At 63.7% G+C, this 14,904-nt stretch carries 12 protein-coding genes; 4 read left to right on the top strand and 8 right to left on the bottom strand.

Features of this window, described 5'->3' with window-relative positions; all coding sequences use genetic code 11:
* Positions 1-190: 190 nt before the first annotated feature.
* Positions 191-1,504: a glutamate carboxypeptidase gene (locus AABB87_RS07705; protein WP_341970699.1), complete on the bottom strand. Its 1,314-nt coding sequence runs from the start codon at positions 1,502-1,504 to the stop codon at positions 191-193.
* A 243-nt stretch (positions 1,505-1,747) separates the two neighbouring features.
* Between AABB87_RS07705 and AABB87_RS07700 the strand changes: the two genes are divergently transcribed.
* Positions 1,748-3,304, top strand: coding sequence for a methyl-accepting chemotaxis protein (locus AABB87_RS07700; protein ID WP_341970698.1), 1,557 nt, complete (start codon positions 1,748-1,750; stop codon positions 3,302-3,304).
* A gap of 193 nt (positions 3,305-3,497) precedes the next feature.
* Positions 3,498-3,761 (top strand): hypothetical protein, encoded by a 264-nt coding sequence (locus tag AABB87_RS07695; RefSeq protein WP_341970697.1) that lies wholly within the window; start codon positions 3,498-3,500, stop codon positions 3,759-3,761.
* A 109-nt stretch (positions 3,762-3,870) separates the two neighbouring features.
* On the opposite strand, the gene AABB87_RS07690 is transcribed toward AABB87_RS07695, so the two are convergent.
* The 7 genes from AABB87_RS07690 to AABB87_RS07660 all read right to left on the bottom strand — a co-directional run bounded on the left by AABB87_RS07690 (position 3,871) and on the right by AABB87_RS07660 (position 12,368).
* The gene (locus AABB87_RS07690; RefSeq protein ID WP_341970696.1) at positions 3,871-4,224 is read right to left on the bottom strand and encodes a hypothetical protein; all 354 of its coding nucleotides are present in this window, start codon (positions 4,222-4,224) and stop codon (positions 3,871-3,873) included.
* Between the two features lie 98 nt (positions 4,225-4,322).
* A complete protein-coding gene (dcd, locus tag AABB87_RS07685) occupies positions 4,323-4,892 on the bottom strand; it encodes a dCTP deaminase (RefSeq protein WP_058719162.1) in 570 nt (189 codons plus the stop codon).
* A 58-nt stretch (positions 4,893-4,950) separates the two neighbouring features.
* Positions 4,951-6,519 carry an ABC transporter substrate-binding protein gene (locus AABB87_RS07680; RefSeq protein ID WP_341970695.1) on the bottom strand — a complete coding sequence of 523 codons (1,569 nt, stop codon included), beginning with the start codon at positions 6,517-6,519 and terminating at the stop codon, positions 4,951-4,953.
* A gap of 128 nt (positions 6,520-6,647) precedes the next feature.
* Complete coding sequence (locus AABB87_RS07675) at positions 6,648-9,713, bottom strand: efflux RND transporter permease subunit (RefSeq protein WP_341970694.1); 3,066 nt, start codon at positions 9,711-9,713, stop codon at positions 6,648-6,650.
* 7 nt (positions 9,714-9,720) lie between these two features.
* Positions 9,721-10,959, bottom strand: coding sequence for an efflux RND transporter periplasmic adaptor subunit (locus tag AABB87_RS07670; protein ID WP_341970693.1), 1,239 nt, complete (start codon positions 10,957-10,959; stop codon positions 9,721-9,723).
* Positions 10,960-11,112: 153 nt separating this feature from the next.
* Positions 11,113-11,598, bottom strand: coding sequence for a ribonuclease HI (gene rnhA, locus AABB87_RS07665; RefSeq protein WP_341970692.1), 486 nt, complete (start codon positions 11,596-11,598; stop codon positions 11,113-11,115).
* Positions 11,595-12,368 (bottom strand): class I SAM-dependent methyltransferase, encoded by a 774-nt coding sequence (locus tag AABB87_RS07660; protein ID WP_341970691.1) that lies wholly within the window; start codon positions 12,366-12,368, stop codon positions 11,595-11,597. The genes rnhA and AABB87_RS07660 overlap by 4 nt, the downstream gene beginning before the upstream one ends.
* A 26-nt stretch (positions 12,369-12,394) precedes the next feature.
* On the opposite strand from AABB87_RS07660, the gene gloB reads away from it, so the two are divergent.
* Positions 12,395-13,213, top strand: a complete 819-nt coding sequence (gloB, locus tag AABB87_RS07655) for a hydroxyacylglutathione hydrolase (protein ID WP_341970690.1) — start codon at positions 12,395-12,397, stop codon at positions 13,211-13,213.
* Positions 13,210-14,847, top strand: a complete 1,638-nt coding sequence (locus AABB87_RS07650) for a transglycosylase SLT domain-containing protein (RefSeq protein ID WP_341970689.1) — start codon at positions 13,210-13,212, stop codon at positions 14,845-14,847. The genes gloB and AABB87_RS07650 overlap by 4 nt, the downstream gene beginning before the upstream one ends.
* Positions 14,848-14,904 lie beyond the last annotated feature (57 nt).

Here is a 14,904-nt window from a genome sequence, read left to right as displayed (position 1 = left end):
GGCTAGGTTCAACAACAAAAACCGCGAAGCCTACAGGCTTGCCACGGCATTGCCGAAAGACATGGGGGAAAAATATTTGCAGCGCCGGGCGGCAACGCTGCGTGTCACAGGCTGGGCTGTAGGTTCAGTGGATCAAAAGCTGGCTCCGCCCACATGGACCCGGAAGGGTCTCCTGGGGCCGAACAAGCATTCAGGGCTGCGCTGGTACCTCGCCGCGCGAGAAGGCCATCACCATGCCCGCGGCCAGGTACAGGCGGGGCACGATGGAGCTGATCAGCACATACTCCGCGTCGCTGGTGTGGGCGCCGGCGCCGCGCAAACCAAAGCGCTCCACCACCGGGCCACGGGCGCGTAACCCAGCGAATGCAGCGTCCGTGCCGCCGCCGGCTGCAACAGCATCGACGCGCAGCTGCAAGCCAAGTTCGGCATAGACGCGCCGGGCATGTTCGGCGAAGGCCTGCGACACGGGTGTGACCTCCAGGGGCGGACGGCGGCGCTCAAACTTCAGTTCAACCCGCGCCTCGGGCAACAGCCGGTTCTGGATGCGCTGCTGCAGCTTTTGCTCCAGCGCGTCGTAGTCCTGCACCCGCAGCACCCGCACATCGGCCTCGGCCGTGGCCAGGGGCGGGATCATATTGCGCACGATGCCGGCCTTGGCCATGGTCCAGTTGAGCTTGACACCCGTCAGCGGGTCGGACAAATCACGCATCTGCAGCACTTGATGCGACAACTCGTACAAGGCATTGACACCAAAATGCGGCGCACCGCCCGCATGGGTGGCGCGGCCATGCACCGTCAGGTTCACCGAGGCAATGCCGGCAGTGGCCAGCGACAGATGATCGGCGGTGGCGCCCGAGCCTTCGAAAGACATCACCGCATCATGCTCGGCGCCCAAACGGGTCAAGATGGCGCGAGAGCCGGGCGAGGAGATTTCTTCATCCGCATTGAAGAGCACGGTGATCTGGCCGTAGTCCTCAAACTTCAGCGACTTGAGCACCGCCAGCAAATGAAGAATAGTGGCTAGGCCTTGCTTGTCGTCGGCAATGCCCAGGCCGTAAGCCCGGTCTTCGCGAATACCGAAAGGCTGGCGCGCCAACATGCCGGCCGGGTAGACGGTGTCCATATGCGCGATCAGCAAGATCTTCTTGCTGCCCTTGCCGCGGAATACGGCTTTGACATGCTGACCCAGCTCTTCCGGCGTGTCTTCCATGCGGTAGACCTCGCTGGGGGCCAGCAGTTCTACCTCGCCGCCGAGGGCGCGCAAGCGCTCCGCCAACACAGCCGCCAATTGCTTGAGCCCCGCGAGCTCACGGCTGCCGGTCTCGATATTGACGAACTGCTCCAAGCTTTTGAGTAAAGGCGCTTGCTCCCGCTGGGCCGCGGCCAGCAGCTGCGCCTGGGGTGCCGTACCGGCGGCCCAGGCCGAACCCAGCAGCATCGGAGCGCAAAGCGCAAGAGCGGACAAGACAGACGTAAAACGCGGGGTCCGCTGGGCAGTGGGCATGGCTAGGCTTTCGCTTGAAGGCTATGGGAGCGGGCGATTTTAGGTGGGCAGCACGGCAACGCTGGCCGCGAGAAATCCAGAAATGATCCAGAAAAGACGAAGGACAAGCCGGCTTCGCACTGGCCGTGAAATACCAAGCAAAGCAAGGACTTATGACCGTATATTTTTCGCGTTACGCGGCATACTCATTGACAGAAAGTTGGCGCCGGGCCACCGGCAGCACTCAGCTCAAGGAGACACCGCATGACGATCCGTCGACAACTGCTCCTGGCCTTTGGCGCGCTCGCCGGGCTCTGCCTTCTGGTCGCACTGCTGGCTGTCACCGCCCTGGGGCAGTCCAACGAGGCCTTCGTCAGCTTTGCAGAGGGCAGCAATCAGCGCTCTCAGCTGCTGAGCCGGCTGGGCGGGGCGATGAAAGACCGCGCCATTGCCACCCAAAACCTCTTGCTGGCCAATAGCCCGGCCGAACGCGAACAGCAGGCCGCTGCGGCCAGCGCCGCGCACAAGGAAGTACAGGAGTTACTGGGCCGCTTTAACAGCGCCGTTGCCGCCGCCAGCGATATGGATGAGGCCGCCAAGCAAGCCGCCAGCGAAGCCAAGCAGCTCGAGCAAAGCTATGCCCCGATCGCGCTGAACATCATCAATATGGGTCTCACCGGTGACCGTGACGAGGCTACTACCCGCATGAATGCCGAGGGCATTCCCTTGCTGGTCAAGATGAACAAGCTGCTGCGCCATGACACCGAGCTGGCCGAGCAAGATGCCCAGCACAAAGCCCAGGCGGCGCAGGCCAGCATGTGGCGCTGGCGCTTAGGCCTGATGCTGGTCTCGGCCCTGGCCTTGTTCGCCTCGCTGGCTGTGGCGGGCATGATCATCCGCAACCTGCACCGCGCTCTGGGCGCCGAGCCGGTGGCACTGCGGCGCGCCGTGGGCCGGGTGGCGAATGGCGACCTCAGCGATATTGAGGGCGGCGAGACTGCCCGCCCAGGCAGCGTGCTGGCCTCGGTGGTCACCATGCAGGCCAGCCTGGTGGCGCTGATCTCGCATGTGCGTGATGCCGCCAACCAGATCGCCACCGCCTCCTCCGAGATCGCCGTGGGCAGCTTGGATTTATCCAACCGCACCGAGAGCCAGGCCGCTTCGCTGGAAGAAACCTCGGCCACCATGGCCACGCTGAGCGACACGGTGCGGCTGAACGCCCAGAGCGCCGAGCAGGCCAATCACCTGGCCCGCGGCGCCTCCGAGATTGCCGTCGAAGGCGGCAAGATCTTCGGCCAGGTGGTGGACACCATGAAGGCCATCAATAGCAGCTCGCACCGCATCGAAGACATCATCTCGGTGATCGACGGCATCGCCTTCCAGACCAATATCCTGGCGCTGAATGCCGCCGTCGAAGCAGCCCGGGCGGGCGAGCAAGGCAAGGGCTTTGCGGTGGTGGCCTCCGAGGTGCGTAGCCTGGCCCAGCGCGCCGCCAATGCCGCCAAGGAAATCCATGCCCAGATCGCCACCAGCGTGCAGCAGGTGGAAGACGGCACCAGCCTGGTGGACCAGGCCGGCGTCACCATGGGTCGGGTGCTGGGGGCGATTCAGCAGGTGAGCGAAATCGTCAACACCATCAGCTCAGCCAGCAAGGAGCAAAGCCAGGGCGTCTCGCAGATCGGCGAGACGGTGACCCAACTGGACCAAGCCACCCAGCAAAACGCCGCCCTGGTGGAAGAAAGCGCCGCCGCCGCCGAAAGCCTGCAGCAGCAAGCCCGCGCCATGATTGAAGTGGTGGCCACCTTCAAGCTCCAGCACTGAAATCAAGCCCATGGGCCATGATTGAAGTCGCGGCCACCGTCAAGCTCCAGCGCTGAAGTCAAGCCCAAGCACCCAAAATAAATATCCCAAAAAGGGCTAGCAACTCACCCTCAAATGGCGGATAAAGAGGCTGACGCGAAACTGACAAGAATCAGCTTCACGCCGCCTTCCAAACTGGCTGTGCGAGGTGGGTATGACTCTGCTGCAACTGACCCAAATCAAGCGCTGGCTGCTGCTGCATCAAGCCCGCCACCCGGTAGAGCTTTACGCCTGGGACTTGGTGCTGACGGCCTGGCTGATGGGATGGATGGCGCTGCCGGTGCTGCTGCTTCTGGACGACTGGCCCCTGCTCCCCTTGTGCCTGATCGGCTATGTGCTGCCAAACGGCTACGCCAGTTGGCGCCGCGGCCTGCATCGCAGAGGTCGCCTGCGCTGCGATTGGCTGACAGCGCTCTGAGGGCAGCTTGGCTCGCCGCCAAGTCCAGAAACGACAAAGCCCTCGAAGATCGAGGGCTCAGTTGCGAAAGCGCAAGCTTGAGCTTGCCGGCGCGCAAGGGTTCAGCGCCTCAATGCACCAAGCCAATCCAGGCACCAGCCTGCTGATAGCTATTGAACAAGTGCATCGCCAAATCACGCAAAACCGGGTTGGCGCTGCCGTGGCCTTGGGCCAAGCGCTCGCAGGCGTACAGGCGGTCGTACATCATGCGAGTGGCTTGCGCGTTCATACCGTCGGCAGCCATCAGGGCCTGGAAGCGCTGCAAATCGGCCGGGTCGGCAGGGCCGACGACGGGCATGCACAAATCGAGCATCTGATGCTGCGGGCGCAGGGACGGATCCACCGCCACGGCCACGCCGTCCAAGGCATACAGCGGCAAAGCGTTGTGCTGTTGTTCAGGGATGAGGTGCAGCGGAATGATCATGAGGCGGCCTCGGCAGAGAAGCGTGGAATGGCCTCATGATGCCGGGCTCGCGCCAAACTTAAATCGCAAAAAGCCGGTGATTCACCGGCTGATTCCATTCAAGTTTTCGGCAAGGTCACGCCGGTCTGGCCCTGGTACTTGCCGCCGCGGTCTTTGTAGCTGGTCTCGCAGACCTCGTCGCTCTCGAAGAACAGCACTTGCGCGCAGCCTTCGCCAGCGTAAATCTTGGCCGGCAGCGGCGTGGTGTTGCTGAACTCCAGCGTCACATAGCCTTCCCACTCGGGCTCGAAGGGGGTGACGTTGACGATGATGCCGCAGCGCGCATAGGTGCTCTTGCCCAAGCAAATGGTCAGCACATTGCGTGGGATGCGGAAGTACTCCATCGTGCGCGCCAAGGCAAAGCTATTGGGCGGGATGATGCAGTGGTCGCCCTCCATATCGACAAAGCTTTTTTCGTCGAAGTTCTTGGGGTCGACCACGCTGCTGTAGACATTGGTGAAGACCTTGAACTCGGGCGCGCAGCGGATGTCATAGCCATAGCTGGAGGTGCCGTAGCTGACGATCTTCTCGCCGGCGGCGTTGGCGCGGATCTGGCCGGGCTCGAAGGGCTCGATCATGCCGTGCTGCTCGGCCATGCGGCGTATCCATTTGTCGCTCTTGATGCTCATCGGGGGCTTCTCTCTGGTCTGCTGTGCTGGCGCGGATTTTACGGGCAGGCCGCGGGCCTCAGCGAAGGGTCACGCCATCAAAGCGGATGGTGCCGTCCACACCGAGTTTGAAGCCCACCACGTTCTTGCGCAGAGCCACACTCATGGCCCCATTGGCAATCGGACTCCAGGGCAGCTGCTTCATCGCGATCTGCTGGCCCTTGGCGTAGAGCTTTTTGCGCTCAGTCACATCCAGGGTCTGCTTGGCCGCAGCAATGGTGGCGTCGTAATCTTTGTCGCAGAAGAAGCTGGCGCTCGCCGCGCCGCAACTCAGTTGTCCAGCCGTGCCGGCGGGTTCGGCCTCGCCGTTCCAACCCAGCAAGGCGGTGTCATGCTCGCCGGCATCGATGCGTTTGAGGTATTCGCCCCACTCGTAGGTGACGATCTTGGCCTGCACGCCCACCTTGGCCCAGTCGCTTTGAATCATCTGCGCCATCAGCTGGGCATTGGGGTTGTAAAAGCGTTGCACCGGCATGGCCCAGAGCGTGATGCTCAGTTCTTTGACCCCGGCTTTTTGCAGCAGCGCCCGCGCCTGCTCCGGCGCATAGGGCTGCGCCTTGAGCGAGCCGTCATGCGCCCAATTGATCATGGGCAACACTGAATCGGCCACCACCCCACCCTTGCCGAACACCGTTTTGATGATGGCCGGCTTGTCGATGGCCATGTCCAGGGCCTGGCGCACGGCCAGTTTGTCGAGCGGTGGCTTCTTCAGATTGAAAGCCAGAAAGCCAATATTCATGCCAGGGGCGGACTGAATGGTGACGCCGGGGTCTTGCTGCAACTCGGCCAGATCCACCGAGCCGGTGATGGGCGCGATATCGCACTCATTGCGCTTGAGCCGCTGGGTTCTGACGTTACGGTCCACGGTGATGGCGTAGACCAGGTTGTCGCTCAGCGGCACATCCTTCAGAAAGTAGCTGGGATTGCGGCTGTAGCGAATCACGCTATCAGGCTGAAAGCTCTTGAACACAAAGGGGCCGGTGCCCACCGGCTGGGTGGCGATCTGGCCGGGCTTGCCGCTGCGCAGCAGCTGGGCCGCATATTCGGCCGACTGGATGCTGGCAAAGGGATAGGTCAAGCTCCCCAGAAAGGAGGCATCCACGCCGCTGAGCTTGATCTGCACCTCGTCCTCGGCCAGCTTGTCGACGCTGAGGATCAGCTTGTCCCAGCCCAGCGAGGGCACATAGGGCGAGATGGTGGGATAGGCCTTCTGGTAACTGCTCTTGGGGTCCAGCAAGCGCGCGAAGGTGAACAGCACATCGTCGGCATTGAAGTCACGCGTCGGCTTGAACCAGGCCGTGGAGTGGAACTTCACGCCCTGGCGCAGCTTGAAGCGGTAGGTCTTGCCGTCCGGGCTGATGCTCCAGCTCTCGGCCAGCGAGGGCAGGATCTTGTCGCTGGCCAAATCGCTATCCACCAGGCCCGAGTAGATGGGCAAGGTGGCGATGTGATCGACGCCTGAGTCCGTGTTGGCCGGGTCAAAAGTCTTGGGGCTGCCTTGCGCGCAAAAGCGCAAGGTGCCAGGCGCGGCCTGGGCCGTCTTGGCTGACATCACCGTGCCCGCCAGCCCAGCCAGCACAACAGCCATGGCAAGAAGCAAAGGGGACGAGCGGCGGCAAGCGAGTTTCACGGCAGATTCCCGAAGTGGCAGGCGCTGCATATTCGCATGCGCCGCCAGCGCTGGCCCCGCCGTGAATACCCTTGATTCAGCGGCGCTTAGTCCACGCCCTCCACCGCCGGCGTCATGATGGCGCCGGGTGTGCTCTTGCGCGCAAACAAGCTGTACATGGTGGGCACAACAAACAGCGTGAGCAAGGTGCCCAAACTCATGCCGCCCACAATGACCCAGCCGATTTGCTGGCGGCTCTCAGCCCCCGCACCGCTGGCCAGCGCCAAAGGCAAGGCACCCAGCACCATGGCGCCGGTAGTCATCAAAATGGGGCGCAGGCGCAGGGCCGAGGCTTCCACCACCGCCTCCATCACCGAGCGGCCTTGCTGGCGCAGCTGATTGCTGAACTCGACGATCAAGATGCCATGCTTGGTGATCAGGCCCACCAGCGTGATCAAGCCGATTTGCGAATAGACATTGAGCGTGCCGCCCGACCACTTCAGCGCCAGCAGCGCGCCCACCATGGACAGCGGCACCGACAGCATGATGACGAAGGGATCGATGAAGCTCTCAAACTGCGCCGCCAGCACCAGAAAGATGAAGAGCAGCGCCAGCACAAACACCAGGCCCAGCGCGCCGCTGCTGCTCTTGAACTCGCGCGACACGCCGTTCAACTCGGTGGCATAGCCCAAGGGCAAGAGCTTCTTGGCCGTGGCATCCATGAAAGCCAGGCCCTCGCCGAGCGAATAGCCCGGTGCCAGATTGGCGGTGAAGGCGACCGAGCGGCGTTGGTTGAAGTGGTTCAACTCGCGCGGGCTGACCGCCTCGCGCACCTTGACCAGGCTGCTCAGCGGCACCATCACATCGCCACGGCCGCGCACAAACAAGCGCTCAATCTGCTCGGGCGTGGCGCGGCCGGCGGCCTCGGTTTGCACCATCACATCGTATTGATCGGCGCCGCGCTTGTAGCGCGTGACCGCGCGGCTGCCCAACATGGTCTCGACCGTGCGCGCAATCGCGTCCACCGACACGCCCAGATCGGCCGCACGCTCGCGATCCACATCCATGAACAGCTCGGGCTTATTCAGGCGCAGGTCGTTGTCGGGCTGGATCAAGCCCGGGTTCTTGGCCATCTCGGCCATGAAACTTTGCGTCAGCGTGGCCAGGTTCGCATAGCTGTCGCTCGTGACCACCACAAAGTTGATCGGCCGCTCACGGAAGCCCTGGCCCAAGCTGGCAGGCGTGATGGGGAAGGCTTGCACGCCCGGCAGCATGCTCACTTGCGGCAGCATGCTGCGAGCAATCTCTTGCGTGCTGCGCGTGCGGTCGCCCCAATCCACGGTGCGCAGAATGGCCGTGCCTGAGTTCACCGTGGCGCCGCCCGCAAAGAGAAACACGCGGTCGAATTCAGGATAGCTGGCGGCGATGCGGTCCACCGCGTCCAGATAGCGGGCGGTGAATTCCATGGTCGCGCCATCCGGCCCGGTGACAGGCATGAAGACCACGCCACGGTCTTCCACCGGGGCCAGCTCGGACTTGGCTGTGCTGAACAAATACCAGCTGCCCGCGCCCGACACCAACATCAAAGCCACCACCGCCCTGCGCACGCCTAAGGCCCGGCGCAAAGCCCGGGCATAGCTATCGCTGATGGCCACCAGCACACGCTCCATGCCCTGGTCAAACCGTGTTGGTTTGGGGTTATGGCGCAGCAGCTTGCTGCACATCATGGGCGTGAGCGTCAGCGCCACAAAGCCCGACACCACCACGGCACCGGCCAAGGTCAGCGCGAACTCGACGAACAGCCGCCCGGTGCGGCCGGGCGTGAAAGCCAGGGGCGCGAACACCGCGGCCAGGGTCATGGTCATGGCCAGCACGGCGAAGGCGATCTCTTTCGCGCCTTTGAGTGCAGCCTGAAAAGGCTCCAAGCCCTCTTCGATGTGACGGAAGATGTTTTCCAGCACCACGATGGCATCGTCCACCACCAGGCCGATGGCCAGCACCAAGGCCAACAAGGTCAGGGTGTTGACGGTGAAACCGGCGGCGGCCATCAGCGCAAAGCTGCCGATCAAGCTGATCGGAATCGTCACCAAGGGGATGATGGAGGCGCGCAAGGTGCGCAGGAATACAAACACCACCAAGGCCACCAGCACCACCGCTTCGGCGATGGTGTGATAGACCGACTTGATCGAACGGTCGATGAAGATGGAGTTGTCATTGGCCAGTTGCACCTTGATGCTGTCCGGCAAATCGAGCTGCAATTTGGGCAGCATCTCGCGCACCCCGGCCGAGACCTCCAGCGGGTTCGCTGTCGCCTGGCGCACCACGCCCAGGCTGACCGCTGGTACACCGTTCAGGCGCACCCGCGAGCGCTCGCTGGCCGCAGCCTCCTCGATCCGCGCCACATCCTTCAAGCGCACCGGCGCACCGCTGCTTTGCTTGACGATGACTTCGGCGAACTCGGCCACCGTGTTGATGTCGGTGCGCGCCGTCACACTGAATTCGCGCTGCTGGCTCTCGATGCGGCCGGCCGGCACTTCCAGGTTCTGGCGGCGCAGAGCGTCTTCCACATCCTGCACGGTCAGCTTGTAGGCGGCCAGGCGGTCGGCATCGAGCCAGATGCGCATGGCGTATTTGCGGTCGCCGCCGGTCTGCACATCGGCCACGCCGGTGATGGTTTGCAAGCGCGGCTTGACAACGCGCTCCACCAAATCGGTGATCTGCAGCGGGTTCAGCGTTTCGCTGGAAAACGCAATCCAGATGGTGGGCTGCGCATCGGCTTCCACCTTGGCCACCACCGGCTCATCGGCCGCATCAGGCAAGCGCCCGCGCACCCGGGCAACCCGGTCGCGCACATCGGCGGCGGCCACATCGGGGTTCTTCTCGAGCTTGAAGCGCGCGGTGATCTGGCTGTTTTCGGTGCGCGAGCTGGAGGTGAGGATCTCCACCCCGTCGATGCCGGCGATGGAGTCTTCCAGCGGCTTGGTGATCTGCCCTTCGATTACCTCACTCGATGCGCCCACCAAGCGGGTGCTGACCGTCACCACCGGCTCGTCGATGCGCGGGTACTCGCGCAGCGACAAGCGGCCAAAGGACACCAGCCCCACCAGCAAGAGCAGCAGCGACATCACCGTCGCGAAGACGGGGCGGCGGATGGAGAGTTCAGAGATCTTCATGCGCGGCTCACTTGCTGGCTGCGCTGGCGGGTGGCTTGGCAGCAGCGCTGCCCGAGGCTGCCGCAGCAGAAGCTTGGCTCGCCCCGCGGGCCTTGCCCTGCTTGTCCACATCCACCACGGTCAAGGCCTGACCCTCACCCTTGAGCAATTTGCTCTGCCCGGCCGTCACCACCCGGTCGCCGGCTTGCACGCCTTCAAGCAATTCCACCTTGCCGGGCATACGCAGGCCCAGCTTGGCTTCGATGCGCTGGGCCTTGAAGCCACCTGCGCCATCGGACACCAGCTTGATGATGTACTGCTTGCCGCCCTGAGGCACCAAGGCCTCTTCCGGCACCAGCAAGGCGTTTTGATGTTTGGAGAACTCCACCCGCACGCGTGCAAACAGGCCGCTGCGCAATTCGGCATGGGCGCCGGCCAGCTTGGCGCGCACCAGCAGGCTGCGGCCATTGGCCTCCAGCGTGGTGTCCAGCGCTTCGACCAAGGCGGTAAACGTGCGGCCCGGCAAGGCATCCAGGCTCAAGCCCACGGCTTGGCCGAGTTTGAGTTGCGGCACAAAACGCTCGGGCAGGCGGAAGTCCACCCACATGGTGGAGGCGTCTTCCACCGCGATCAAATCGCTGCCATCTTTGACGTAATCGCCCAGATTGACGGCACGAATGCCCGCCACGCCATCAAAAGGCGCGCGCACCTGCATGCGGCCCAGTTGGGCGCGGCTCAGGGCGACTTGCGCCTCGGCCACTTGCAAGGTCGCCAAGGCCTGATCCACCACGCTGGCACTGACAAAGCTTTGCGCCAGCAACTCGCGGTTACGGGCCAGATTGGTTCGCGCGATGCTGGCTTGCGCCTCGGCTTGCTGCAGCTGCGCGGCTTGCAGGCTGTCGTCCAACTGCACCAGCACCTGGCCCTGGCGCACCCGCTGACCATCCACAAAGCCCAGCTTGGTGATGCGACCACTGACCTCAGGCTTGAGCGTCACCGACTGGCGCGCCCGCAGCGTACCCACGGCTTGCGCGTCCACCGACAAGTCCAGCGCCTCGACCCGGCCAGCTTCGACCGCGATGGCGCTAGCGGCACCCTTTTTCTGCGCGGCCCCGCCATTGGCGTCCGGCTTGCCATTGGCACCGCCCAGCGCGCTTGGCGCCCCGTTCTGCCAAAAATAGGCGCCACCCGCCAAAAGCACCAGCGCGAGCACGGCAACGGGTTTGACCCAGGACTTTGGCTTCATATTCTTTTCGTTCAGCGTCATGCGTGAGGTTCTCCGAGCGCGGACTCTACGGGCTTTGGCAGGGAATGGCAGCCAACAGGGGCATGAAAGACCGGATGCTGGCCATGAATGGCGGTGATGGCACAGTCTCAGCCAGGCGCGGCTGAGATCAATCAGCCAGCATCGACGATTGAATTAACGCCCAGCGAGGCTCACACCCCGATTGGCCAGACCGTCGGCGCGTTCATTGCCCGGGTCGCCGGCATGACCTTTGACCCAGCGCCACTCGACTTGATGCAGCTTGCGCAAGGCGTCCAGGCGCTGCCAGAGGTCGGCGTTCTTGACCGGCTTGTTGTCGGCCGTCTTCCAGCCACGGCGCTGCCAGCCCGAGATCCATTCGGTCATGCCTTTGCGCACATATTCGCTGTCGGTGAACACGGTGACCTGGCAGGTCCGCTTGAGCGAGGCGAGCGCCTCGATCACGGCCGTCAACTCCATGCGGTTATTGGTGGTGTTGGCTTCGCCGCCGAACAGCTCTTTCTCATGCCCACCGGCACTCAGCCAAGCGCCCCAGCCGCCAGGGCCGGGGTTGCCTTTGCAAGCACCGTCGGTGTAGATCACAACCACGGGCTTGGGCATGGCGGGCGCTGCGGCGCCGGGGGTACTAGGAGCTTGATTCATGGATTCTCGAAAATGGACTTCTTGTGATGCTGCCTGGCCACCACCGGCGCGGCCGCGACCCGGTGCTGCTTTTTGCGTTGACGCTCCAGCCCGACCAAGCGCATGCCGCGCACCCGCTTGACCGCCACCAGAAAATAAACCGCGCCCAACACCGGCCACCAGCGTGAGCCTATGCCCTCCACCCAGGACCAGCGTTGCAGCCAGCGCGTGCTGCGCAAAGGCGGCGCGTAAGCACCAAACTGCGCGGCATCAACCTCAAAATTCAGCAAGCGCAACCAGTCGCGCAAGCGCCAGTAGCCGATGAACTCACCCTCCTGGGGCAAGAACATGGGGCCTTGGCCCGGCAGCACGGAGCCGAGATTCTGCCTCAGCCCCCACAAGCTGGCCGGATTCAAACCCGAAATCAAGAGCCGCCCTTCGGGCCGCAAGACCCGCTCGGCCTCACGCAGCGCCTGGTGCGGGTCATGCGCAAGCTCAAGCGCGTGCGGCAGCAATAGCAAGTCCAGGCTATTGCTGTCAAAAGGCAGTGCATCGAAGTCGCAAAGCAGCGTCGCTTGTGCGCACTGCGGGCCGTCGCTGGCCAACCAGCGGTGCGGCATGCGGTTGCTGCGCAGACCGGCCAATTCGGGCAGGCCCAGCTGCAGCGCGTGAAAGCCAAAAATATCGGCCACAGCCTCATCGAAGCGCGACTGCTCCCAGCTCAGCAGATACTGGCCGGGAGGGGTCTGTAACCAGTCGGTCAACTCTATAATCGAATCTTCGCGTGTCATGGATCTCGCCGCATGAACAAGGCAGTATGGAATTAGTTGCAGGCCGCCCATTCACTGGCACGGTTGTGGCGATCAAAGCCTTCAGCGACAACTACATCTGGATGCTTCACGACGGCCAACAAGCCATCGTCGTCGATCCGGGTGACGCGAGCCCGGTTCTGCAAGCCTTGTCGGCCCTTTCCCTGCGTCTGGCAGGCATTCTAGTGACGCACCACCACGGCGATCATGTGGGCGGGATTGAAGCTTTGCGCCCGCATCTGCACGGCCCCGTTTACGGCCCCGCCAGCGAAGTGATTCCTCAGCCTTGCATTGGCCTGCACGGTGGCGATACCGTGGACTTGCTGGGTTTGCGCTTTCAGGTCATCGACGTGCCCGGCCACACCGCCGGCCACATCGCCTACTTCCTGGAACACGCCGCCGATGCGGACGCCCCCGCGCTGTTCTGCGGCGACACCTTGTTCTCGGCCGGCTGCGGCCGCCTGTTCGAAGGCACGGCGGCGCAGATGCACGCCTCTTTGCAATCGCTGGCCGCCCTGCCCGCCGCCACCCGGGTGTTCTGCACCCACGAATACACCTTGTCGAATCTGCGCTTCGCCCGCGCGGTGGAACCCGCCAATCAGGCCCTGGCCGAGCATGAAGCCTGGGCCATCGCCCAGCGCGAGCAAGACTTATCCACCCTGCCCTCCAGCTTGGCGCTGGAGCTGCAGATCAACCCATTCCTGCGCTGCAGCGAGCCCGCCGTGATTGCCGCGGCCGCCAGCATCCATCCATCGGTGACGCCCGCTGAACTCAGGCCCGACACCACTTTCGCCCGTTTGCGGGCATGGAAGAACGAATTCCGATGACCAAAAACAGCCACCCAAGCTCTGCCACCCTGCCCCTAGTGGCGCTGATCAGCCTGCTCTTGAGCGCCTGCGCCAGCACCAGCACCGACACAGCGGGCAATGGCGCCACCACCCCCAGTGATCGCCATCTGCAAGCGCGTACCTGGAGCCCCTCCAGCAGCACCAGCGCCAAGACCGGCCTGCCGGCAGCCGCCAACAGCGAGGCCGCTGGCGCTTTGCTGGAAGACAGCCTGAACCCCGGCATGGTGATCGATCTGGACGCCCTGCAGGCCCGCGAAGACTTGTGGGTGCGGGTGCGCAGCGGTTTCGCCATGCCTGAGCTGGACAACGATCTCGTGCGCAAGGCCGAGAACTACTACAGCAGCCGGCCCGACTACGTGGCCCGCATGACCGAGCGCGGCAGCCGCTATATGTTCCACATCATCGAAGAAGTGGAAAAGCGCGGCATGCCCACCGAGTTGGCCCTGCTGCCCTTCATCGAGAGCGCCTTCAACCCGCAAGCCATGTCCACCGCCAAGGCCTCGGGCATGTGGCAGTTCGTGCCGGCCACCGGCCGTGACTTCGACCTCAAGCAAAACATCTTCCGCGATGACCGCCGCGATGTGCTGGCCAGCACCCGCGCCGCGCTGGACTACTTAAGCCGCCTGAACAAGAAGTTCGGCGGCGACTGGCAACTCGCGCTGGCCGCCTACAACTGGGGCCAGGGCAATGTGCAGCGCGCCATCGAGCGCAATCAAAAAGCCGGCCTGCCGACCGACTACGACAACCTGCGCATGCCCGATGAAACGCGCTACTACATCCCCAAGCTGCAGGCGGTCAAGAACATCGTCTTGAACCCGCAGAAGTTCGCCCTGACCCTGCCGCCCATGGCCAACCACCCCTATTTCCTGAGCGTCAATATTGACCGCGATATGGACTTGGCCGTGGCTGCCCGCCTGGCCGGCATGAGCGTGGATGAGTTCAAACAATTCAACCCGCAGATGAACAAGCCGGTGATGCTGGCGGCCAAGACCACGCAAGTGCTCTTGCCCTACGACAACGCGAGCGCCTTCGCGGTCAATCTGGCCGCCCACCGCGGCCCGCTGGCCAGTTGGACGGCCTGGGTCGTGCCGCGCACGATGAAGTCGGCCGAGGCCGCGCGCCAGGTCGGCATGGCCGAGTCGGAACTGCTGGACGTCAACAAGATCCCGCCTCGCATGCTGGTCAAACAGGGTTCCACCTTGCTGGTGCCGCGCTCCGCGCAGCGCCAAGAGGATGTGTCTGAACACCTGGCCGATAACGCCAGCCTGGCCCTGGCCCCCGATGTGCCGCCGCTGCAAAAGCGCAGCCTCAAGGCCGGCAAAGCCGACACCGTGGCCTCGCTGGCGGCCCGCTACAACATCAGCGCCTCGCAGGTCGCGCAGTGGAATAAGGTGGATGCCAAAGCGCGCTTCAAGCCCGGCCAGACCGTGGTGATCTACACCGCCACAGGTCGCAGCAGCGAGAAGCTCGCGCAGCAAAAACCGGCCAAGAGCCGCAATGTGCAAACCGCCAGCAAGGCCAGCAGCAAGCCCGCTCGCAGCAACGCCAAGCCCAACGGCCGCTCCATCACCGCCTCGGCCGACACCGGCTTTCGCCAAGTCTCACATCGCTGAACTTGCCGGCCCGGCGATTGCGCTGCAGTCCCGGGCCGCCGCTTGTTTCAGGCTTTG

The organism is Roseateles sp. PN1, assembly GCF_038419725.1.
Classification (GTDB): Bacteria; Pseudomonadota; Gammaproteobacteria; order Burkholderiales; family Burkholderiaceae_C; genus Paucibacter_A.
This window is presented reverse-complemented; position numbering and strand designations above follow the sequence as displayed.